Source organism: Ligilactobacillus sp. Marseille-Q7487 (assembly GCF_949152225.1).
Taxonomy (GTDB): domain Bacteria; phylum Bacillota; class Bacilli; order Lactobacillales; family Lactobacillaceae; genus Ligilactobacillus.
Genome location: NZ_CASCJC010000001.1, coordinates 176004 through 200030, shown reverse-complemented (window position 1 = coordinate 200030; position 24027 = coordinate 176004). Strand labels below are relative to the sequence as shown.

The 24027-nt window shown below is 31.7% G+C and carries 20 protein-coding genes; 1 reads left to right on the top strand and 19 read right to left on the bottom strand.

Annotated elements, in window-relative coordinates; genetic code table 11:
• Window positions 1–76: 76 nt before the first annotated feature.
• Window positions 77–2317, bottom strand: a complete 2241-nt coding sequence (locus QM017_RS00900; RefSeq protein WP_282708558.1) for a GH25 family lysozyme — start codon at window positions 2315–2317, stop codon at window positions 77–79.
• A 450-nt stretch (window positions 2318–2767) separates the two neighbouring features.
• Between QM017_RS00900 and QM017_RS00895 the strand changes: the two genes are divergently transcribed.
• Window positions 2768–3070, top strand: coding sequence for a transposase (locus QM017_RS00895; protein ID WP_349238452.1), 303 nt, complete (start codon window positions 2768–2770; stop codon window positions 3068–3070).
• A gap of 176 nt (window positions 3071–3246) precedes the next feature.
• Here the strand turns inward: QM017_RS00895 and QM017_RS00890 are convergent, their stop codons facing one another.
• The 18 genes from QM017_RS00890 to QM017_RS00805 all read right to left on the bottom strand — a co-directional run bounded on the left by QM017_RS00890 (window position 3247) and on the right by QM017_RS00805 (window position 24005).
• A complete protein-coding gene (locus QM017_RS00890; RefSeq protein ID WP_282708557.1) occupies window positions 3247–5736 on the bottom strand; it encodes a YfhO family protein in 2490 nt (829 codons plus the stop codon).
• Window positions 5737–5854: 118 nt separating this feature from the next.
• A complete protein-coding gene (locus tag QM017_RS00885; protein ID WP_282708556.1) occupies window positions 5855–6490 on the bottom strand; it encodes a sugar transferase in 636 nt (211 codons plus the stop codon).
• 27 nt (window positions 6491–6517) lie between these two features.
• Window positions 6518–7297 (bottom strand): DUF4422 domain-containing protein, encoded by a 780-nt coding sequence (locus tag QM017_RS00880; RefSeq protein ID WP_282708554.1) that lies wholly within the window; start codon window positions 7295–7297, stop codon window positions 6518–6520.
• 156 nt (window positions 7298–7453) lie between these two features.
• Entirely contained in the window at window positions 7454–8224 is a 771-nt protein-coding gene (locus tag QM017_RS00875) for a hypothetical protein (protein ID WP_282708553.1), read from the bottom strand.
• Complete coding sequence (locus QM017_RS00870; protein WP_282708552.1) at window positions 8193–8612, bottom strand: hypothetical protein; 420 nt, start codon at window positions 8610–8612, stop codon at window positions 8193–8195. Before QM017_RS00870 ends, QM017_RS00875 begins: the two co-directional genes overlap by 32 nt.
• A gap of 409 nt (window positions 8613–9021) precedes the next feature.
• Window positions 9022–9291 (bottom strand): hypothetical protein, encoded by a 270-nt coding sequence (locus QM017_RS00865; protein WP_282708551.1) that lies wholly within the window; start codon window positions 9289–9291, stop codon window positions 9022–9024.
• A 226-nt stretch (window positions 9292–9517) separates the two neighbouring features.
• Window positions 9518–10714, bottom strand: a complete 1197-nt coding sequence (locus QM017_RS00860) for a hypothetical protein (RefSeq protein ID WP_282708550.1) — start codon at window positions 10712–10714, stop codon at window positions 9518–9520.
• A gap of 2 nt (window positions 10715–10716) precedes the next feature.
• Window positions 10717–11496, bottom strand: coding sequence for a DUF4422 domain-containing protein (locus QM017_RS00855; protein WP_282708548.1), 780 nt, complete (start codon window positions 11494–11496; stop codon window positions 10717–10719).
• A 20-nt stretch (window positions 11497–11516) separates the two neighbouring features.
• Window positions 11517–12944: a flippase gene (locus QM017_RS00850; RefSeq protein WP_282708547.1), complete on the bottom strand. Its 1428-nt coding sequence runs from the start codon at window positions 12942–12944 to the stop codon at window positions 11517–11519.
• A 2-nt stretch (window positions 12945–12946) separates the two neighbouring features.
• A complete protein-coding gene (glf, locus tag QM017_RS00845) occupies window positions 12947–14062 on the bottom strand; it encodes a UDP-galactopyranose mutase (RefSeq protein ID WP_282708546.1) in 1116 nt (371 codons plus the stop codon).
• A gap of 187 nt (window positions 14063–14249) precedes the next feature.
• Complete coding sequence (locus tag QM017_RS00840) at window positions 14250–15200, bottom strand: glycosyltransferase family 2 protein (RefSeq protein WP_282708545.1); 951 nt, start codon at window positions 15198–15200, stop codon at window positions 14250–14252.
• 13 nt (window positions 15201–15213) lie between these two features.
• Window positions 15214–16140 (bottom strand): glycosyltransferase family 2 protein, encoded by a 927-nt coding sequence (locus QM017_RS00835; RefSeq protein ID WP_282708544.1) that lies wholly within the window; start codon window positions 16138–16140, stop codon window positions 15214–15216.
• Between the two features lie 11 nt (window positions 16141–16151).
• Window positions 16152–17894: a hypothetical protein gene (locus QM017_RS00830; RefSeq protein WP_282708543.1), complete on the bottom strand. Its 1743-nt coding sequence runs from the start codon at window positions 17892–17894 to the stop codon at window positions 16152–16154.
• A 147-nt stretch (window positions 17895–18041) separates the two neighbouring features.
• The gene (locus QM017_RS00825) at window positions 18042–18314 is read right to left on the bottom strand and encodes a hypothetical protein (protein WP_282708541.1); all 273 of its coding nucleotides are present in this window, start codon (window positions 18312–18314) and stop codon (window positions 18042–18044) included.
• A gap of 390 nt (window positions 18315–18704) precedes the next feature.
• On the bottom strand, window positions 18705–20645 hold the full coding sequence (locus QM017_RS00820; RefSeq protein ID WP_282708540.1) for a fructose-specific PTS transporter subunit EIIC: 1941 nt from the start codon (window positions 20643–20645) through the stop codon (window positions 18705–18707).
• 21 nt (window positions 20646–20666) lie between these two features.
• Entirely contained in the window at window positions 20667–21578 is a 912-nt protein-coding gene (pfkB, locus tag QM017_RS00815; RefSeq protein WP_282708539.1) for a 1-phosphofructokinase, read from the bottom strand.
• Window positions 21575–22333, bottom strand: a complete 759-nt coding sequence (locus QM017_RS00810; protein ID WP_282708538.1) for a DeoR/GlpR family DNA-binding transcription regulator — start codon at window positions 22331–22333, stop codon at window positions 21575–21577. Before QM017_RS00810 ends, pfkB begins: the two co-directional genes overlap by 4 nt.
• A 166-nt stretch (window positions 22334–22499) precedes the next feature.
• Window positions 22500–24005, bottom strand: a complete 1506-nt coding sequence (locus tag QM017_RS00805; protein ID WP_282708536.1) for a TIGR03766 family XrtG-associated glycosyltransferase — start codon at window positions 24003–24005, stop codon at window positions 22500–22502.
• Between the last annotated feature and the right edge of the window lie 22 nt (window positions 24006–24027).

Below are 24027 nucleotides of genomic sequence, written 5' to 3'. Positions count from 1 at the left end.
TTATTTCATAGCTTTTCGGAGAAAATTCTGACACAAGTTCTTATCATCTCTTACATTCATTAAATATTATTATATACTATTGTATAAATTCTTGCGACCAACTATCTTGAAAATTTCCTTCTCCTGTATCTGCATTATCAGAATATCTCATAATCACTTGTATTTTGTGACCAGCTATATTCTTATTAGTCAATGGAATTTGTAAATCAAATCCACTTTCAGCCGAATTATATACATTAGGATAGGCAGCTGAGACATCCATTCGTTCAATCGGATTATATTTTACACGCTTTGTTATCTCTTTTCCCGTTGTTGCATCATAAATTAATATATACGGATTATTTAATTCTCTAGATGCATCCGAAATATGCCATCCAGAAACGTGTACAACATTATCTGAATCAATATTGAAATTATCTATCCAATATTTGTTTTCATTTGGCATCGTATATGCATTAGAATAAATATCTTGAAAGCTTCCTTCTCCTGTATCTGCATTATCAGAATATCTCATAATCACTTGTATTTTGTGACCAGCTATATTCTTATTAGTCAATGGAATCTGTAAATCAAATCCACTTTTAGCCGAATTATATACATTAGGATAGGCAGCTGAGACATCCATTCGTTCAATCGGATTATATTTTACACGCTTTGTTATCTCTTTTCCCGTTGTTGCATCATAAATTAATATATACGGATTATTTAATTCTCTAGATGCATCCGAAATATGCCATCCAGAAACGTGTACAACATTATCTGAATCAATATTGAAATTATCTATCCAATATTTGTTTTCATTTGGCATCGTATATGCATTAGAATAAATATCTTGAAAGCTTCCTTCTCCTGTATCTGCATTATCAGAATATCTCATAATCACTTGTATTTTGTGACCAGCTATATTCTTATTAGTCAATGGAATTTGTAAATCAAATCCACTTTTAGCCGAATTATATACATGAGGATAGGCAGCTGAGACATCCATTCGTTCAATCGGATTATATTTTACACGCTTTGTTATTTCTTTTCCAGTTGTTGCATCATAAATTAATATATATGGATTAGAATATCCACTTGATGCATCTGAAATATGCCAGCCTGAAACATTAACAATTCCATTCTCTATACTAAAATTGTCTATATTATAATAATTACTACTAAATTTATATTTTTGAGACCACTTATCTGTATAATTACTATTTCCATTAGTATCCGCTGAATATCTCATAATAAATTGAATATTTTTACCTGAGATTTGATATCCATCTGGGATAGGAATATCCACACTATATCCACTATACTTAGCGTTATACAAATAACCATAATCAGAATTAGCAACATCTTGGCGTAAGCTTGGCTCATATTTAACTCTACCAATTTCTCTGTTATCTGTCGAATCATAAGCAATAATATATGCATTCTTTTGTGTTTCCGCAGCATCAGCTGCATGCCATCCGCTTATATGGAAAGATTTTCCATTAATATACGCAGCATCTACAACACCTACATTGGTAGACAATGGTGTTCCTGTTAACAAACCATTATAATCACGAGAGACATCTATGCTTCCGGTATAATTTCCCCCTGCAATATATGCTGTCGATGAGAATTGCCAAGCCCCATAGCCTTCATTTCTCCATTGCTGTTCATAATAACCATTTTTGGTTGGACTATATGGATATTGTGCAATCCATGTTCTATTCTTACCAACAGTAGAAATTACTGCATCTCTATATTGATAATACTGATAAGTATATATCGCATAATTAGTATATCCAGATTCTTTCAATCCTTGCCAAAAAGCATTAGTACCATCTTTTACCTGAGAGCTAAGAGTAGAATTATCTTCTATATCAGAAAAAACTAATGTCCCTGTGCCAAGACCTAGAGACTTCATTGTTTTCGCCGCATACCTACCTTCATCTAATCCTGAATTTGCATTATTGTATGTAGCATAATGATAAACTGCAATGTTAAGTCCAGCTTGGCGAGCTAAGGATATTTGTTTTCTTGCATATGGATTAACATAATATGTTCCTTCACTAATCTTAACAATCGCCGTCTTAACTCCCGCTGCTTTAAGTTTTTGAAAATCAGCTAAAGTCATCTGGTATTGATAAGAAGCAATATCAACCGCATCTACATGTGTATACTTTGTATCTCCTACAGCAAATCGATCTGTTCCTGTTGCTCTTGGCTCAAAACTCAATTGCATTGTTGTATTAAATTTTTCAACTTGCTTATTTGCATCTTTTGGTGGAGCTAACAGTGTGCTAGATGGAACAATGTCTGCATTAACTTTTGTTCCAGCCATAATCATCGATCCACCCAATACCAATAAAAAACTAAGTGTTTTAACATAGTTTCTTTTCATATTAATTTAGACCCCTTTTACAAAATATCGTTCTAAACACTTCTACTTTAGAGAGTATTTAAGAAATTGTCAAGATTAAATATAAATGTCAAATAACGAAATATACTAAAAAAATTTCCAGAGTTTTTAAACATATAAATTCTTTATTGACAACTTATTTCGTCCTTGTTTATCCATAAAAAATAAGTTTCTAAAACTTCTTTTTTGACTCGTTTTAAAAACTTATCTTAAAGCTTTTTGCAAAATAAGCTAACTTGTTCATAAAAAAGTACTAATCCGTTAACCATTATATCGACTACTTTTAAAATCAGAAGATAAACTAAATTACACAACATACAAAAATCGGATTAATTTTAAATAGGATATCCTAACTAAATCTGATGTCATCGATTGTTTACTTACAATTTCTATCGTACTCAAAGTAGCTTATCAGTACTCCCACAAACTGCTTTGGGCTTATCATACAAAAACAACCAAAAATATTTTTCAAATTACTTCATACCATTAAAAAAAGCATTTTTAGACTATGAACAAGGCATCCGTCTAGCTTTAACAAAGCAATATTCCAACGCTAAACTCGAAAGTCTGCATACACATAGCAAAACTTTAAAACGCCTTAGCTATGGCTTTCGTAGTTTTTTCAATATGCGGTTGCGGATTTTTCTTATTAACAACCTAATTAATTATAAATAAAAGTATTCAAATCAAGTCTTTGAATAGGCTTATTTAAATGTTTTTTCTTTCCAAAATAAGCCAACAAAAAAGCCCTCCTCACTGGAAAATTCCAGTAAAGAGAGCTCAAAGATTAAAATTTATAACTTCAACCTTTGACGACTACTTCATCAGTCCAATTTGACAAAATCTTTATTCTAAATTTTTCTACGATATAATTTTTCCTTAATAATAAGAAACACAATCCCTACAATAGTTACTATAATTCCCCATCCAATAGTTTTATTATTGTAAGTCAATACAATTTTATTTTTTCCATTCTCTAGAGGAATACTCATTAAACTATTAGCTACTTTATCAACTGAAACATATTTTCCATTAATAGTAACATTCCAGTTTTTATTATAAGGTATTGATATAAATAACGAATTATTTTCAGAATTCTTCACTGTAGTTGTTATTTTGGAACCTTGTATATCCAATAGAGCCGATTTTTTTGCAATTTTATCATGTACATATTTCAAATTATCTAAATTTAAAGCATAAAATTGTGGAATTTGAATCATTAATGAATCATTTGCCTTCATAGTTACTATTGTTGAAGACGTATTACTAGTAGGAATATTAAATACTCCTTGAGATAACCATCCTGCATATTGAATACTTGAATTATCTGCAAAAATTATCTGACAATTATTTATCCAACGGTTCCATGGTATATTTCCATAGAACATATAATGCCCAGATGGTAATTTTAATGTATACTCAATCCCATGTTCTACATTTTTCGCCGTATATTCTATTGGTGTATAAAGTTTAATATTTTCACCTAATATTTTACTATATAATTCATTTTGATAGTCAAAAGTATTGTAATATTGAATAGAATTAGTGTTTTTATAATCCCACGCAAATGCCATAGGTAATGAATATTGGTTTTTATAAATGTATTTATTATTTATCCGTTCATCTCCATTTACTTTTTCTAAATTCCCAATTTGATTATTCGCCAAAATATACTTAACTCCCAATAATGAATCTGATGATAAGATTGAAGTATTTACAACAGTAATTCTATCTTGCTCGCTTCTGTATCCTAAATTATTTAATAGATTCATTGTTTCTACCTCAGGACTTGAAGAATACCCAGCAAGTGAGAAATAATTAAAAGCTAAAGATTCATTATAATTTGCTGTTAAGCCTCCAACAATCTGACCTCTATTCAGTAATTGACTAATCCTATACACACCCGAATCGTTGTTTTTTATTTCTTCAATTTGTCTTTCTTGACTTTTCTCATATTGACTGAAACTTTGTCCATCAGTTAACTTATAAGTTTCAGAAAATAATTGATACATATTAAGACTTACTTCTCCCACGGAAAAAATTAAAACTGTAATTCCACAAACTAATCTTAATTTCTTAAATTTAATGTATGTTACTAATAAGATAGAAAGAACAAGCATAAATATTATAGTCAGCTTAATATTTTGTGAGTTTGTACTTACCAAAGGATAATTTAAAAAATAAACTACACCAGAAATAATTACTCCAAAAAATATTACATTTGATAACTGCCTATCGGATTGCATCAACTTCTTAGATGTTGTTGTTGCACAAAATAATAATACAAAACATACTAAATACGAACATCTATACACATAGCTATCTACTTGCTTAAATAATGAGAATACAACATATAATGGATTCCAATATAAAATCATTACCGATGCAACCAACAAAAATACATATGCTAATTTTTCGCGTATCTTCGATGCATAAAATGGAATTAATAATCCCATAATCAACGCTAAGCTTCCGGAATATAAAGCACTATTTCCTAAAGAACTTATCGTTCCGATAGTATAACTTTTTAAAATATTCAATGGATTTCCTAATAACTTTAGACTAAATAATTCTAAATCAAACGCACCACGGGTCCCTGATCTTAAAGCGATAACTGTAGGTAAAAAGATTATAGCACTTAACATAATTCCTAAGAACATACCAATCGCATAACTAATAATTGATTTACTGTAATTTTTGATATTACTTGTGCCTTCTTCTTGATTTTTACATAATAATTCAAATATGAGCAGTATCGCTGAAAATAAGCAATTCATCACACCGGCATACCAATTAAAAATAATTGTCAAACCAACTGATATACTTAATAATTTGATATCATTTTTATTTACTGCATAGTAAACACCTAGAGCAATTAAAGGAAGCATATATACGCCATCTAACCACATTAAATTACTTGATTGCGATATATTATATTGCATAAAAGCGTAACTTATTGAAAAAATAGTAGTAAATAAGTAACTAATTTTATTTTCGAATCTTTTTATAATAAATATTGCAAATGTGGTTGCTGATGTAGCCCATTTTAATAAAACTACTATATTAAAAAATAGTGGAATCTCTGATTTACTAAAAAACATTAATAATAAGTTAAATGGTGATAGTAAATAATAGCTAATTATTGATATAGGATCCCCGCCCAACAGATTACTTAATGTATATAAGGCACTATTTTTCCCTAATAAGATATCATGTAAATATCCAAAAAAATCAACATATTGAATATTAGCATCCATAATAGCTAATGTTCCTGTGCCAAACGGTTCTCCACCTAAAATAGATAGTATAAAGATTCCTATAATAAAAGTTAAAATAAACAATGATATAAAAAAAAAACGTTTTTTTTCTTTAACAATTTTTGTACCATTTTTTCACCTACCATATATACATCCATAAATACACAAAAACATAGGATTAATACGCTAATCCTATGTTTTCCTAATATGCCCCCGAACCTTTAAAAATACTACTAATCGATTTAAAAACAAGTTTAACATCAAATAAAAATGACGCATGATCAACATAGTACAGCTCTAAGTCACACCGTTCAGGATAACCCACATTGCTTCTACCAGAAGCTTGCCAATATCCCATCGCTCCAGGTGTTACAGATAAAAATTTATCTATCCTGTCGCCATATTCCGACAATTCTTCTTCCACAACTGGGCGAGGACCGATTAATGTCATATCCCCTTTCAAAATATTGAAAAATTGCGGAATTTCATCAATTGACGTCTTTCTTAAAAAAACTCCAAATCTTGTAACCCTCGGATCTAGCTCGGGAGGTAACTTATAGTTATTTTTTACATATAAATCATGCAATTTAAGATCCTTTTCTAAATAATCCTCTGCCCCAACAATCATCGACCTATATTTGTACATATAAAAAGGCTTATGATTTTTACCTATTCTCTTTTGTTTATAAAACACCGGGCCTCTGTTTTCTCCAAAACAATCAATAATAAAAACAATCAATGTTATTGGTAAAACAAAAACCAGTGCAATTACAGAAACAATAATATCTATCAATCTTTTAAAAGCTAGATAGATACTCTTGCTAAGGCCTTCTGTCATATCCTGCACCCTTTCATAATACAATCGCTAATCTAAGGGGTGTCCCACAAATTTGCGCATTAAAAATGAAGTAATCTTCTTTACCCAATGTTGCTTACCGATAAACATCACTGGTACTTCCACATAATTAATCTTATTTTTTTCTACCCACACATCCAATAACAACTCACTAATAAAGCCAAATACTCGCTTTTCATATGTGCTATAATCACTAATATCTATTCTATTTTCAACTTCTTGTAAAATATTCATTAACCAAGATGTATACTCATCGAAAATCCTAGCTTTTGCTATAAACATGTTAAACATATGAGCCGATTTTTTTTGTAATAAAGTATCAAAATACGCGAGATAGTCTGGATACATTTCTTTGATAACTTCACGCGTCACCTCAAGATCCTTCACATTATGACTATGTGCATAATGTGACCATGAACTTTCGATATAATAATTCCGCTTCTTAGGTAAAATCATATCATGATTCATTAATAATCTTTCCAACGTCTCATTGGTCATCACATCTGCTAACTTCTTATCTTCACTACTAAAGAAATTAGCCTTACCATTAGAGAAAAGACGCCGATAATGTACTAAACCTTTAATATCTGCTTGACGATTCTTAGCAGCCCAATATTGAGCCGTTAGTTCACAATAATTTGCATTTTTTAGAGCAATATTATCCCCAGTATTATCTCTCAAATAGCCAACAAAATTATCTTCATTTTGTCCAACTTGAATCGGACAATAGATTGAACCTTGTGGCATCTTAGTCATTTTATGACTAACCACATATATTTCAGATTCCACAAAAAATCCTACCTTTTTAAATTTCAACTATAGCCCATTAGGTACTACTTTTAACATTATAGCTATTAATTAAACAATTTGCAATTTTTTTATTGTATGAATTGCACATTGAAATAAAAAAACATCTATTTTTAATATATGTTACATAATTGAAACTTAATTTATAAGTTTTTTTCTAAAAAGCATAAAGATTCCCAGAACTAAGATATTAATAATTAGCCATAAATATAGAGCTTTTGATGATAAACCAACCTCTGTTGAATAAGATATAAAGAATTTCAAAAATTCATTTTTTGTTCTATTAATAGGTTTCTGAAGAAGTCCTAATCTGCTCTCTGATTTTCCTATGGGAATAAAAATATCATTTTCTGATATATTTTTTATAACAATAGTATATTTTCCGCCCGTTAGATATTTTAACTCATGATTAATGGAATATTTTTTATCATTATTATCAATCAAATATACTAAAAAATCACTTTTTTCTCCTTGAATCGGTAAATTCACCTTATTGAAGTTATTTGGTATATATATCTGCTCTTTCACAATATTATGTGGTTTTAAAACCATATTTTCTGTCCTAAAAAAATTTTGCCCCACAACTGGTAAATCAACCAAATTAGGAGCTGTCTTTTTATAATCAAATGACAATCCTAAAATAAGTCCAGTAACACATAAAAGAGTAATAAATTTTGCATTATATTTTAATATACTACTTGCTTTCTCAGTTAAGTCTGCTAGGCCTTTACTTCCAAAAATCAATAAACAAATAACAACTAAAAAGCTATACCTTTCTTGAACCTCCCACAACACAGTATGGAATATAAACACTCCAATAACAAATAGTATTAACAATTTTTCCCAACAATATTCTTTTGCTTCTGTTATCATTTTCTTAGAGGCAAAAGCATAGCCAATCATCAACAATATATATAATTTGTGAAAAGGTCAGGATAAATGCTTTTTGTGACCCATAAATATATTCATAAATTCTAGGAAAAGATTTTGAGATTTCATAATTTCGATTATTAATTCCCATTGCACCAGTAGACCACTGTACATCTATTTTCCTAGCCCATAAATTCATTAAACCTGGCAAACCTAATTCTTCTATAGATTGTTTAATATATTGTCTATTGTAATTATCTCTTTCCTTAAGAGTAGTATATTTATTTGTTTCATCCCACGTACCAATTCCATTCTTAAAAGTCGTACCATCCATATCGCTATTAAATCCAACACCTATCCAATAAGAATATGGAAAATTATACTCTACATTGATAGGAACGTACTTATTTTGTACTTTTTCTTCCATTTTGAAAAAAATATTATTGAAACAAATATACATACAAATACTAATATTTTCCTTTTAAAATTTATATCTGTACCGCAAATTATGACTAATATCATTGCAATAATCATAATTATTGAGTTAGTTTTAATAAATGTCGCTATCAAAAAAAGAATTGAACTAATCAACAATAACCCTATATTTGATAACAATTTATATTTTTTAATGTTCACTTTAGAAAAAAACAACATTCCCAACGACAAAAATAACACAGCTAATGGATCTGTATACATTATCAACGGAAATATATATAATGGCATAAATAACATTGCCAATAAAAAATAGGTATCTGCAACTCTTTGAGATAGATATTTCTTAACTATTATAAAACCTGATAATACAGAAATATCAATACACATATAAGAAAATATATTTATAAAAAAACTTCTGGTTGATGTAATACCTGTGCTACCTTAGCAATTATTCCAAAAATAACAGTTGCAACAACATTATTCGGAGCAAATGAAAAATAAGATGACCACGATGCAGATATATTATTCAATAAACTTCCAATTTGAAGATACATATCAAAATCATCAACGCCTTGCGCTCCTTGCATCTTAATTGATAAATAAATTTGTAGAATAATCTGAAAACTTATAAATACTATATATGTTGCTAGACGAAATCTCTTCATTTTCATAATATTCAACATTAAAGTTATAAAAATAAAGAATACCACTCCGCCAAAAATAATTGTAGGAATTGACAACATATTGTCTGTAATTCCTCTAATTTCTCCAGGAACGAACACACTTACTATCAGAATAAGCATAGAGATTAATAAAGACGTAATATAAATGAACTTCCAAAATATTGATAACATTAATTTTCTATGTCCCATACTATTCTCCACTTTAATATAAAAATTAAACTATTTTTTTATTTTCTTTGTACTCTATAAAATAACTGATATTTGAAAACATCGCTAAGAAAATAATATTAAACGATAATTCTGTCATATGATGATCAATTAAAGAACTAATTACAATCAAAATCAATGCCCAAACTAAAGAATATGCTCTATTATTCATGAAACGCTTTAACATATAACATAGTCCCCACATAAATAACATAAAAACTACTAAACCATTCATCATTAGAACTCTAATAAATGTACAATCAATAAAAAAGTAATGAAATGGCTTTGTGTGTAATCCACCATTTCCCTGCTGAAAAATATATTGGCCAAACATTGTAACATTATAATTTTCAAATGCTCCATGACCATTTTGCAAACGTGTTGATAATAATTTATCAACAATTCTTAAAATTCCAATCTTAGGAGTATATATATATGTTAAACCAATCATCCCAAATACTGACAGCATGCCCAATAATATTAATACTTTATTTCCCAAAAAGTCTAATATGCTCATAGCATATTTATAACCTATAGCAATAAATAATGTCGCAATCATCAACGCAGCATCTACACGTGTATCAGTAATAATATACATCATAATTGAGAATGCAAAACCAGCAATAAACTCAGGTATTGTTAACTTAAATTTTCGTAATACAACATACATTAATTGTAAATAAAATGTTCTAGCAGCTAAATCTGTGGGATAAACTGTTCCTAAAGCATAACGAATCACAGTATCGTCTGTCCGACCAATTGTCAGTCCTAGTAGTAACCCTATTTTTGCTGATATTATAGTGATGAGTAAACTGACAGATATAGTCAATAAAAATATTCGAGTGATTACTTTAAAATCCTTATTTCTTGCTCCTACAATAAAAATATAATAATAAACAATATCATATGTCTCTGCTAATTTACAACTTATCCATAATAGTAACCCAAATGATAGATACAATGACATTTCTTGTAGACTGCTAAATTCATCCATCAAAAAAATTTTAACTGCCAAAATAAATGATACTATCATTATTACTTCATACGGAAAATCTGCGGTTAAATAACTTTCATATATCATAGTTCCCGATGAAAATTGCATAATCAGAAATATACACAATAATACATAAAACATTAAATTACCATATGTTTCTACACCGGATACCTTATCCAATAACTGTGATCTTTTTTTAAAAAAACACATTGCTATCTCCTTTTTGAATTAACTAAATGAGTAAACTTTATTAAAGTATTTTTTCGATTCAACTCAGCAATGTTATAAACATCTATATATTTAATAGTTAATTCCGAATTTTTTTCCAACCAAACATTGAATAATCTCTCAGATATAAAACCAAAAACTCTAGCTTGATAATTATTATAGTCACTTATATCAATGTTTTTTTCTAACTCAAATAAGATTTTGAACAGCCACTCACAATAATCATCAAATAACTCTTTCCTCGTGTAAACCATATTATACATAGACATACAATGTCCTTTCATAACTTTATTGAACGCTTCTAAATATTCCGGAGTTAGATTACTGATAATTTTTTTGGTCTCATTTAAATCAACAATATTATGACATTGTGCATACTGTTTTTCTACACTAATGGTATAACATTCTTTTTTAGGAACAATAATATCAAAATCTTCCAAATACTTATCTAATTTCCATAAGCTAATTGGTTTTAGAGTTCCTAATAAAACTTGTATATGCTTATACGCCTTATTTTCTAATTTTTCTGAAAAGTATCTTCGATAATGTGAAATTCCTACATTTTTTTCAGAAGAATTCTTCCATATCCAGTAGAGTCCTGTTAACTCGCAATAATTCTTATTTTTTTCAGAAATACTTAATCCTTCATTATCATTAATATATTCTTTCTTCTTACCATTGATCTCTGCGCCAACCAATAATGGTTGATACCCTACAGGAATTCTTTCAGAAATTCCCTTATGGGTCACAATATACATTGACATATTCTATATGTCCTCCTTAATTACATTAAAGTTTTATCTTTCCACAATATATCAAGCTTCCTCAGTATACTTGGTTTCAAAAGAAAAATTATAATCAAATAGACAATTCCACCTAAGAAAATTTCAATTACAATATTTAAAAGATTCATTCCGAAGCTTTGATCCACAAAAAATACAATCCCAAACATCACGAATGAAGCAACTAAATACTTCCATGTGTTTGTAAATAATTTTCGATATGAAACCAATTTGCGAATAACGTACAACTGATACCCTGTCACCGCCAATTCGGACAATACAGTTGCCAACATAGCTCCATTTAGTCCCCATAAATAAATCATTGGAACATTCAAGATAATGTTAACAACCGCTCCAATGATAACCGAAGTACTAAATGCCCGATCTTTATTAGTCGGTAACAAATATTGCAAGCCAATTACATTACTCCAACCAATAAATAAAATAACAATTGCTTCGATCATCATTGCCGTACCAACAGGTGTAAATCCCTTACCATAAAAAACCGGAGCAAATTTCAAAGATATTGCAGCCAAACCAAAACTCATCGGAAAAGCAATTGCTGACACAAAATCAAATGAGGTATACAACAATTTATTAACTTTTTCATGGTTGCCTCCTGCAAAGGCATTAGAAACGTGCGGTAACATCACGGTTCCTGTTGCCGTTACAATTGCAAGCACCATTTTAACTAAGTTATCCGAGCTTTGATAAAAGCCTGACGCTGTTGTTCCAATCATGACCCCTAGCATTGTTTTATTTAATTGAAGATATACTTGCGTTGCGATTTGCGGAATAAACAACGCTACAGAAGGGCCTAGATGCTGCCAGGGTTTTAATTGACTAAATTTAACTTTAGTCAACATCTTAGATAAGTGTGGCCATAAAATCATATTACCTAACAGATTCCCTAGCCCTAAGATGACAATATATACCCCGATATCATTGACATCTTTAACAAAGACAAAGATCGCAATTACAGATATAATCTTAACAATCGTATTGCGCATTACCGTACGTTTGAAATCTTCGACACCCATATAAAGCCAAGAAACATCGAAGGCGACCGCTAATAGATTAAGCGCCTGTAACCACAAATATATCGTATATTTGTCGTAGAAATACACAAAAATCGCAAAAATAACAGTTGCCAATATTGTCGTAACAGTCTTAACAATCTGGATTTCCCAAAAAGTCTGTGCTAACTTTTGAGCATTCTCGCGCACGTATGCAATTTGACGATTTCCATAATAACCGATTCCTACACTGGCCAGCAACGTAAAGTATGTTATTAAAGAATTCGTATACGCGTTAATCCCAACCCCATGTGCACCTAAAATACGACTGATATATGGAGCGGTAATTAATGGTAAGATAATCGCTAAAACTTGGTACCCCGCGTTATATAAATAGTTGCGGACAACTCTCATTTTTATCCCTCAAATTCATTTTTTACTGTTACTAAAGCTGCAGCAATAACTTGGTCCATATCGTAATAACGATATTGTCCTAAGCGACCACCAAAGATGATCTTATCTGCTTTTTGCTTAGCTAATTGTGTGTATTGCTTGTACAAACGGTTATTTTTATCATCATTAACTGGATAGTATGGTTCATCACCACGTTGCCAGTCTTGTGGATATTCGCGCGTGATAACCGTCTTATTCTTATCACCTTTTCCAAATTCAAAGTGCTTATGTTCGATGATTCGGGTAAATGGCGTTTTGGCATCCGTGTAGTTTACCACGGCATTACCTTGATAGTTATCAACGTCTAATTCTTCACTTTCAAAACGTAATGAACGATATTCTAATTCACCTAATTCATAATCAAAGAATTCATCAATCATTCCTGTAAAGACGATTCGGTCATAACTTGCCAAATATTCGTCTTTTTTAGCAAAGAAATCTACATTTGTTTCAACGCTGATCAATTCATGAGCTAACATTTTTTCTACAATCTGCGTATAACCACCAACCGGAATTCCTTGGTAATCATCATTAAAGTAGTTATTATCGTACGTCAAACGCACCGGTAAACGCCGGATGATAAAGGCTGGCAAATCAGTCGCCTTACGTCCCCATTGTTTTTCGGTGTAACCTTTGATTAGTTTTTCATAGATATCTGTCCCAATCAATGAAATTGCTTGTTCTTCTAAGTTTTCAGGTGTTTTCCCGTTTAAAACTGCCCGTTGTTCATCAATCTTAGCTTGGGCTTGTTCAGGAGTAACCACACCCCATAATTTGTTAAAGGTGTTCATATTAAACGGCAAGTTGTAAATTTCACCATTGTAATTAGCCACCGGACTGTTAGTGTAACGATTAAACTTAGCAAATTGATTTACATAGTTCCAAACATGTTCATTAGAAGTATGGAAAATATGTGCTCCATATTGATGAACCTGAATGCCATTAATCTCTTTAGTATAGATGTTTCCTGCGATGTGACCTCTTTTTTCAATTACCTTAACTTCATGGCCACGCTTAGCAGCTTCGTGTGCAAAAACAGCGCCAAAAAGTCCTGCGCCTACTACTAGGTACTTTGTCATGTAAATATCCTCCTAGATGTAAAAACATCAACGATTTCTTTTATAGTGCCCTAGGCACTCATTGTTATTGTGCTATATTTTCAAGAAGATTTCAAGTTTTTAAAAGAATAGTCAAAAATAGCATTGAAAAACGAACTAACATCTTTTCTCGCTTTTCAATGCATTTTAAAACTATTACATAACTATATTACATACTTAATCCATGACAACGATTGTACTTTCTAAGAGAATCGTCATATATATCATTTTTATCATGGTCATCGAATTGTTTCATATCACGAATTTTATCTGAATCTGCCTGACCCCTTGCTCTTTTACTTAAGAACTCTTCTTTTGATTTTGAAAAGTAATGATTTATCCTAATTTTCTTAGTACTAGGAACCTCAGTAAGTGGCCCTTCTATTCTCTCAAAATTTTCGTTAATAGCATGATAGCCCGGAAGATATATCATACTATGCGGATCATAAACAAAACCAGCACTTCTAGAAGGCATACATACAGTTTTTATATGTCTATTCTTTTCAAAATTTTCATCTGAACGATAAACATAATTATCTGTTATGAGCCCTTCTTGTTTGGTGTCAAAATTACTCGATCCAAAGACTTGCCAATTAATCCCCAATCCTCCGATATTTTTTTTAGAGAAATATGCATCTAGTACGGGTACTAGCTTGTTGTCTGAATTAGGACAAAAAATGAATTCACCACCATCCAAAAAAGCCATGTATTTGCAACTTTTACCATATCTATTTAAGGCATCATTATACGCATCTAACTGGCGAGCTTTTCCATGAATTTTTTGATAGGTAACATCTGTCAAGCCCTGTATCACACTCTCTAAATTATCTGTACTTTCATTGTCATAAATATAAAAATGCTTCACACCAACTGATCTATAATAATTAATCCACTCAGCAATATATGGTGCCTCATTCTTCATAATTGCAACTATTGCTAGATTATATTTATAAGAATTACTTTTAGAACAGAATAATAGCTTTAATAGACCAAATAGACCAAATAATTCATATCGACTATTTATTTTTTCTCTTTCCTTTACATCACCACATTTTTCATGTTTTTTTATGATGAAATTCATCCGTGCTTCACCAGCTCTAATTAGTGATCTAATATACATTTTATATCCTTTCCTATTTTTTCTCTTTAATTATATACACTGGTCTTTTTTTAACTTCCAAATAAATATTACCAATATATCTGCCAACAATCCCTAAACACAACAATTGAATTCCACCAATTAATAGTATTACAGAAATCAATGATGCCCAGCCACTTACACTGCCACCATAAATTATCTTACGCACAACAATAAAAATGATGCTGACCACTGATGCAAAAGCAGAAGCTCCCCCTAACCAAGATGCAAACGCCAAAGGAGCTTCAGAAAAATTGACGATTCCTTCAATTGAGTACTTCAATAAGCCCCAAAACGACCAAGATGTTTCTCCTGCTACACGGTCACGATTTTGATATTCTAAATACTTAACATTGAAACCAACCCAACTAAAAAGGCCCTTTGAAAAACGATTGTATTCAGACATTTCCAAAATTGAATCAACTACTTGACGTGTCATCAAGCGATAATCCCGCACACCACTAATAAATTGAGTGTTTGAGATACGATTAATTAATTTGTAAAACATGTTCGAAAAGAAAGAACGAATTACTGGTTCTCCTGTTCGATCAACGCGCCGTGTTCCGACAACATCGTATCCTTCATCTTCAATTCCCGCTAACATTTCCGGTAATTGTTCTGGTGGATCTTGCAAATCAACATCCATCACCGCTACATAATCTCCTGTAGCAGCTTGTAGCCCTGCGTATAAAGCAGCTTCTTTCCCAAAATTGCGTGAAAAAGAAATATAGTGTACTGAATCAGGATGTTGCTTATTTAATTGCCGTAACTCATTTAATGTATTGTCTTTTGAACCATCATTAACAAAATAATATTCTAGTTCATAACCGCGTAATTGTGGCTTTACTTGTTCTAAAGCTTGATAGAATAACGGGATAGATTCTTGTTCGTTGTAACATGGTATAACTAGTGAAATTTTCATATTTTAACTCCCTATTTACTAATAATTTTTACCATTCTTTTACTATTTATTTTATTATTTATAATAAACACACATAAACCAATAATAACAAAAATTGAAAAAACAATTAATCTATAAAAGGTCTTTGGTGGCTCATAGCCAACTGTAATTGTATGTTCTCCTCTAGATAATTTCACATTAACAGTTCCCCTATCACTAATAGTAAATTCTTTATTTTTTCCGTCAATATTTACCTTTGTATTAGTATATGCTATTACAGGCAAATCAACATTACTTTTCTGAGCTACATTAATATCATAGACAAGTTGATTTGGCTGACTTATGGGAGTAATCTTTATCTCTTTTTTATTAATAACTGCTATATTATTTATAATATCATTTTTATATTTTTCATTATCTATTGCCACTTTAGGATAATAATCCGTTTCACCATATAATACCGCATATCCAAACTGATTTCGATAATTATTTTTGTCTAGTTGAACTATATTAGGAACAACTTGTACCGAGTCAGAACTATTTGCTGGTTGTAAATACTGTTCAGAATTATCTACTTTGACCCTATCAATAATATCTGAGTTAGCGCCATAATAAAATATAAAACTACCTCCAAAAATAATTAAAGTAATTTGTATCCTATGATATACATTTTTTTGATTCAAATTCGTATTTCTTTGCATATACATTAAAATTTTATAACAACATACTGTTGCCAAAAATAATCCTGCATACATTAAATATCTAAATGGCAATTGTACCATCCCCAAAAAAGTATCTGATACTGCCATCCAAGGGATTAAGTTAGTTGAAATAACAACACATAATATTCCTAGATAATAAATAAATCTATACGGCTTTTCTTTTACATATCCAAAAAATAATGTAACTAGCAATATCACACCAATACTACAATTAGTAACTTCATTAGAAATCGATGCTTCAAAAATTCTACTACCTGTCATTAATAATGGTGGAGAAATTCCAGGCAATGCACTACTTATATTTTTTCCTATAAAGTCTGTAATAAATGGATAAATTACTGGTAAAACCATTAACAAAGTGACTATTGCTGATATTAATATATACCCAATTCTTTTAATACTTATTTTCTTTATAAATAATAATATTATAAATATTATAACTAGTACTTCACATGTCATAAACACACTAAGAATATGACTATATCCTAATAAAGCCATACCAATGCTCAAAAAGTACCATTTTCTATAATCTCCATAAAAAATATAGTATGCACCTAAAAAAATAATTGGCAAAAACATAGAGGCAATAAACTCTCCAAAAACAGAAGTTCCTAAATATAAATGATATGGCATTAAAACATATAAAAATGAAAAAATTAACGATTGAAGTCTATTCTTAGAGAATTTAAACATACAATAATAACTAATTACAAATGTTAATACCGTAATTAACCAATACCACATATAAAATGAATTTATAGGATTAAAAAAGAACCTTAATATTGCCCATGGATACAAAAATAACGTTGGATAAAATAAAAATGATCCTACTCCAGTATGTTGAAATGTTAATGTAGCAATGAAGGTAAACATCTCCCCATGCTTTAAATTATTAAAGATTTCTTCTACCCTAGCTGCATGAAAATAAAAATCCGATAATACAGCAACTTTCCCAGTTGTATATAATGGTAAAATCATCAAATACGCAAAAATACTAAATAGACTAACTATTCCTAAATTAATTAATATCTTATTTCTTTTAAAAATATTCATTCTGTTTCTCCTATAAATTTTGTTAATTTATAATTATTTTCATTCTTGTAACATTCTAATTGAATTGTGGGAAGAATAAAAAATACAAGTAAAAATTGAATCAGTCATCCACTTCTCCCACCTTCAAAAATTAATAAAAATAACATTTCACCAATGAATATATATCCCAGGAACCACTAACTTCTTATTTATAAAATATAATGCTAAAATATTTAAAATTGCTGATAAATCCGTCCAAACAAGTGTACATAAATCTAAAAATAACCAACTTGTTGAACCAAAAAGTTGTGACCAAAAATGCATGTACATGAAGAAAGAAACATTGTTAGGATATTGTGAATAATAAACATTATCCGGCTTTCCAATCAATGCATTATGTAATGCTGAAATATCAAAACCAATAGCAGGATGTATATTCATCACAAAATATATTTGAAAAGTAATTACACCAACTGCTAAAATACCTGCTATAAGAAATTTATATTTACCTAAGAAAAAATTTCCAATCTTACTAAATCCAATTTTTTGAAAACAAAAAACAACACTACTAACAGTATTAACACACCTACACTAACACCGGTAGCATTATTTATTTCTAAGTTAGAATCTCTTAAAGCTCCTAAAAATATCCATAACATAAAAAGAATATAAATCCATTTTATCAGCTAATTCATACTATCTACAAATTTTTCTCTCATTAATAAGACCTCATTTATACTTTTATATAGTCTCTTTAATTATATTCTATATCCACGACTTTGTCATACTAAAAAAGGATTCTCTTTTCAGAAAATCCTTAGAGTTAGTCGCTTATTTCACTTCTTTTTTCCACATACCTAAGATTACGGCTGCAATAATTGAACCAATAATCACGGCTGCGAAATAACCTAAAATATTAGTTGCAAGTGGAGCTACCCAGAAACCACCATGTGGTGCAGGCACACTAACATGCCATAAACCAACAAGAGCCCCAGCCACTGCAGAACCTACGATACATGACGGCAACACACGGCCTGGATCGGCTGTTGCAAATGGAATAGCACCTTCAGTAATAAATGAGAAACCTAAAACCCAGTTAGAAATACCAGCTTTTCTTTCGTCATCAGTAAATTTCTTAGGAAAGACCAATGTTGCAATTGCTGTTGCAAATGGTGGTACCATCCCACCAACCATTACGGCTGCCATTAAACCAGCAGCTTCAACAGAATGTGGGTTATTGGCGAATGCACCAGCAGCAAAGACATAAGCTGCTTTGTTGAAAGGACCACCCATATCGATAGACATCATCCCTGCTAATACTAAACTTAAAATAACAGCATTACCTGTTCCTAAATGTTCCAAGAAATTAGTAATCCATAGGTTGATCGTTGAAAAGATTGGGTTGATGATAAAGAACATAATCAACGCCATAATCAATAAACCTAAAACTGGATAAATCAACATTGGTTTCATACCTTCAACAGAACGTGGCAATTTAGCACAAGCTTTCTTTAAGCCATTCATCATATGACCAGCGATAAACCCAGCTGCAATCCCACCCAAGAAACCTGCGGCTGATTTAGCATCTGTCATCACGTTTGCAACATATGCACCACCAAACGAACCACTATAAACAGTTGCCATCAAACCACCGACAAAACCAGGCATCAAGGCTGGCTTATCACCGATAGCTTCCGCGATATACCCGGCCAAAACAGGTACCATAAACGCGAAGGCTAAGTTACCGGCATTATTCAAGAAGATAAATGCCATTGAATCTGCCCCACCGAAGTATTGTTCAACCACAAAGGATAGGGCCATCAAGATTCCACCACCGATAACGAATGGCAACATATGAGAAATACCGTTCATCAATTGTTTATAAATGTTACCCCAGAAGCTACCATCAGAAGCTGTTGTACTTTCTTGTTCAGCTTGGCTAGCATGATAGATTGATGCTTTGTCGTCTAAGACTGTCTGTAATAGTTCTTCTGGGTTCTTGATAGCAGAAGTTACGGATTTGTTAACCAATGGTTTGCCATCAAAACGTGCCATTGCAACTTTTTTGTCCGCTGCCACGATCACACCTTTAGCTTGCTTGATTTCTTGTGCGGTTAATTCATTTTTAACCCCTTCGGAACCATTTGTTTCAACCTTAATATCAACACCCATTTCGGCTGCTTTTTTCTTAAGATTTTCTTCAGCCATATATGTGTGAGCAATTCCGTTTGGACACGCTGTTACTGCGACCACATATGGACGATCACTGTCTGCTTTAGGTTCTGGTGTCACTTGACTTGCTTCAGCTTGTCGCTTAGCTTCAATTGCCTTGGCAAAGATATCTTGTACATCTTGTGGAGTACTTGCTTGCTTCAATGCAGCCACAACTTCTGGATCCATTAAAACCTTAGATAAAGCAGCTAAGGCTTGCAAATGCGTATTGTCGCCGCCTTCTGGAGCTGCAATCATGAAAAATAGATGGGATGGTTGACCATCCATTGCATCATAATCGATTCCGGCGATACTACGTGCAAATAATACAGCTGGCTTTTTAACAGCTTTATCATGTGCGTGTGGAATTGCAATTCCATCACCCATACCTGTAGATGATTGAGCTTCACGTGCTAAAATATCTTTCTTGTAAAGTTCTTCATCATCGATGATTCCTTTAACAAAATATTGATGCACCATTTCATCGATTGCTTGCTCTTTAGTTTTAGCTTGCAAATCCATGATCATGATATCGGTTAGTAATAACTTACGAATATCCATCCTGTTTTCCCCCTGAAAGTATTAATATTTAGTGATCTTAATTTGTGGTAAGATTTCATCAATTTTTTCTCTTGTTGCCAGGTCTTCGCTAAATGCAGTTGCCGAACCACATGCTAAACCATAGCGGAAAGCCTCAACGACATCACCAGTTGAAGCAAGTGTGCCGGTAAAGCCAGCAATCATTGAATCACCTGCACCAACAGAGTTAATAACCGTGCCCTTTGGTGCCAATGAACGATAAATAGCATCTTTAGTGATCAATAAACCACCATCTCCAGCCATCGAAATCAACACGTGTTGTGCACCTAATTTTAAAAGTTTTTTACCGTGCTCAACAATATCATCGATGCCTGTAAATGTCGTTTCAAACAATTCTGCTAGTTCATGATTATTTGGCTTAACAACCAATGGATTTTGAGGCAAAGTCTTCAATAAACTTTCGCCCGTTGTATCAATCACAAATTCTGCGCCACGCGCCCGAATTTGCTTGATTAAGTCAAAATAGAAGTTTTGATCCAAACAAGGTAGCAAGCTTCCTGCAAAAATCACCACGTCTCCGGCACTCAATTTATCAAATTGCGCCGTAAATTGTGTTAGTTCTCTTTCCGAAACAACCGGACCACGCCCATTGATTTCAGTTTCTTGTTGGGCCTTAATCTTGACGTTGATACGTGTATCGTCTTTAATCATGGTAAAGTTCGTCTTGATACCTGTTTTTTCAAGTTCATTTTTGACGAATTCACCGGTAAAACCACCCAAAAAGCCCAAGGCCACACTATCTTGACCTAATTCTTTAAGGATCCGTGAAACGTTGATTCCTTTACCTCCTGGTAACTTGTTATCATAGTCCATACGATTAACTTCACCCAAGGTCAATTCCTTTAATTGGACGATATAATCGATTGACGGATTAACCGTTACTGTATAAATCATTTCTCTTTTGCCTCCTGAATCGTCGTTTGACTGCTATAGTGTGCAAACAGTTCGTTTGATAATTCTTGGGTAATGATCTCTGCTGCTCCTAAATCCGCAATCTTGACAAACGACACATTATTGAATTTGCTTGCATCGGCTAAGACATAGGCTTTTTCGCTTTGTTCCAGTGCAACTTGCTTAACAGCCGCTTCACTTGGATCAGGCGTCGTATAGCCATACTTAGGATGAATGCCATTAATTCCTAAGAAAGCTTTGTTGAAACGCAATCGCTGTAAATCGCTGACCGTTTGTGAACCAACTAGTGCCTTGGTTGAATTTTTTAATTGACCACCAACAAGAATTGTGCGCACATTTTGATCGGCTAAGGCACTGGCGTGTTGAACACCGTTAGTCACGACTGTCAAACCACTAAACGTTCCCAAGTACTTGATTAGTGCCAAAGTTGTCGAACCAGCATCTAAATAAATCACATCATCATCGCGAATTAATTTTGCTGCAAATTCAGCGATTGCTTCTTTAGCAGAAATGTTTTGGTTTTCTTTACCAGACATGTCCATTTCACGTTGGAGCGAATATTTCATCTTAGCTCCACCATGAACTCTGACAAGTAAACCTTGTTCTTCTAACAATTGCAAATCACGCCGGGCCGAAGATTCCGAGCAATCGGTCTTCTCACAGATGTCTTGCATCTTGATGATGCCATTATTCTTAAGCATTTCTAGAATCAGCTGTTGTCTTTTTTCCGCAAGCATTTTCAACACCTCTTTCCTAAATGATTATAACACGCTTTCAATAAAAATCAATCACAAAACTCCAAAAACTTTCAAAAACCAGTCAAAAACAACAAAAAATGGCTCAACTAATACGTTAAGCCATTTTTATATCATATAAACTTCTAAGTTAATTACAGCCACATGCCTATATAACATCTTGTAAAAGATTCTTAATTTTAAATTTAGCTGTTTCAATTTGAATAGATGCCAAAATTAAAAAACTAGGTAAAAATTGAATTAAATATCTACTTCTCCCTCCCTCAAACAATAATAAAAATACCATTCCACCGATAATCGCTAGTCGTGTCATCCACGTAATTCTATCATTTTTACTTGTACATCCAAATAGTAAAATAAATAACCAAACTATCCACCACACTTGTGCCACAAAAGAAAAATCATGTAGTCTTCTGCCATTAGGATAGATATATTCTGCTATTCTTTTTTCTACTCCTTTTGTTGGCATTTGTTGATCTAAAAACGCCCCTTCTGCATTCCAGCCAAACGTTCCATCTGCAGTATTCATGTTTTGTTTATGCAACAAAAACCTAATATAACCTAATGGTCCTTTTTGTTCTAAGCGTTCTTTTATTTTTCTTTTGGATATCTCTTTTATTTCATTTGTATCTTTTGCTCTATACATATCCGATGCATCTTGTGGATTATAACCTCCATTCCCAATTAATCCTATTGCAACAAAATGTATTGGCGGCATAGCCTTGTCCTTCTCTAAAGCAACATATTTCTGATTGTTAATTGTAGATTTCGCCATGAAAAAAAAGCCTATAAAAGATACGCATAAACAAGCTATTATTCCTAAATTCTTAACTGTATCTTTTCCAACTTTCCTTCTAAATCCAACTCTTATTAATTCTACTAAAGCAATTGCTATAGCAGTTATTACAGCAGAGGGTTTTATAAAATATGCGCCGACAATCGCCGCACCCATTATTACTGCACACAAAATTTTAACAACGTAGTTTATATTTTTCTTAACCATCAAAGCCCACATTAAAATAGTCAGAGATACTAATGGCAAAACCCAAGTATCGGTATACGGAACAATAATCATAGGAAATAAAGCTAACCAGATAAGATGAACGTATACTCCCCTAACTACATACTTTTTATTAACTAATGCAAGAGTACAAACGTTTAAAACAGCTGAAATATCCACTAAGAAAAGTGTTATTACATCTAATAATAGCCATCCTTCATTATGAAAAATAGTATAAATAAAATGCTGTACTAAAAGGATAGGTAAATTATTCGTACAATGTGAAAAATAATTTATATCTATATCTCCCAAAATAGCCCTATGGATTCCTCCTACATCAAAACCTATTTTAGGATGCGTGAATATAACAAAAGAAAACTGTAATATAAACACTAGAGCTGTCCAACAAATCACTACTTTCATACTACTACACTTACGAATCATCCAATGTATTATGGCTTTTATCTTATTAATTCTACCAATTATGTAAATAAAAACCGCTATAAGAATAATTCCAATACTTATCCCACTAACATTATTTATTTCTAAATTAGGAGACCTAACTGCTCCCAAAAAAGTCCACATCATCAAAAAAATATATATTATTTTTATACTACGATAAACAAATCTTTCAATTTTTTCTCTAATTGACACAACTTTTCCCTCTCTAACTTTA

Coding starts and splice junctions, on each gene's coding strand:
- QM017_RS00900 (WP_282708558.1), bottom strand. CDS start 2,317: ATGGCTGGAACAAAAGTTAATGCAGACATTGTTCCATCTAGCACACTG.
- QM017_RS00885 (WP_282708556.1), bottom strand. CDS start 6,490: ATGACAGAAGGCCTTAGCAAGAGTATCTATCTAGCTTTTAAAAGATTG.
- QM017_RS00870 (WP_282708552.1), bottom strand. CDS start 8,612: ATGGAAGAAAAAGTACAAAATAAGTACGTTCCTATCAATGTAGAGTAT.
- QM017_RS00865 (WP_282708551.1), bottom strand. CDS start 9,291: ATGAAAATGAAGAGATTTCGTCTAGCAACATATATAGTATTTATAAGT.
- QM017_RS00860 (WP_282708550.1), bottom strand. CDS start 10,714: ATGTGTTTTTTTAAAAAAAGATCACAGTTATTGGATAAGGTATCCGGT.
- QM017_RS00855 (WP_282708548.1), bottom strand. CDS start 11,496: ATGTCAATGTATATTGTGACCCATAAGGGAATTTCTGAAAGAATTCCT.
- QM017_RS00850 (WP_282708547.1), bottom strand. CDS start 12,944: ATGAGAGTTGTCCGCAACTATTTATATAACGCGGGGTACCAAGTTTTA.
- glf (WP_282708546.1), bottom strand. CDS start 14,062: ATGACAAAGTACCTAGTAGTAGGCGCAGGACTTTTTGGCGCTGTTTTT.
- QM017_RS00840 (WP_282708545.1), bottom strand. CDS start 15,200: ATGTATATTAGATCACTAATTAGAGCTGGTGAAGCACGGATGAATTTC.
- QM017_RS00835 (WP_282708544.1), bottom strand. CDS start 16,140: ATGAAAATTTCACTAGTTATACCATGTTACAACGAACAAGAATCTATC.
- QM017_RS00830 (WP_282708543.1), bottom strand. CDS start 17,894: ATGAATATTTTTAAAAGAAATAAGATATTAATTAATTTAGGAATAGTT.
- QM017_RS00825 (WP_282708541.1), bottom strand. CDS start 18,314: ATGAATATACATCCTGCTATTGGTTTTGATATTTCAGCATTACATAAT.
- QM017_RS00820 (WP_282708540.1), bottom strand. CDS start 20,645: ATGGATATTCGTAAGTTATTACTAACCGATATCATGATCATGGATTTG.
- pfkB (WP_282708539.1), bottom strand. CDS start 21,578: ATGATTTATACAGTAACGGTTAATCCGTCAATCGATTATATCGTCCAA.
- QM017_RS00810 (WP_282708538.1), bottom strand. CDS start 22,333: ATGCTTGCGGAAAAAAGACAACAGCTGATTCTAGAAATGCTTAAGAAT.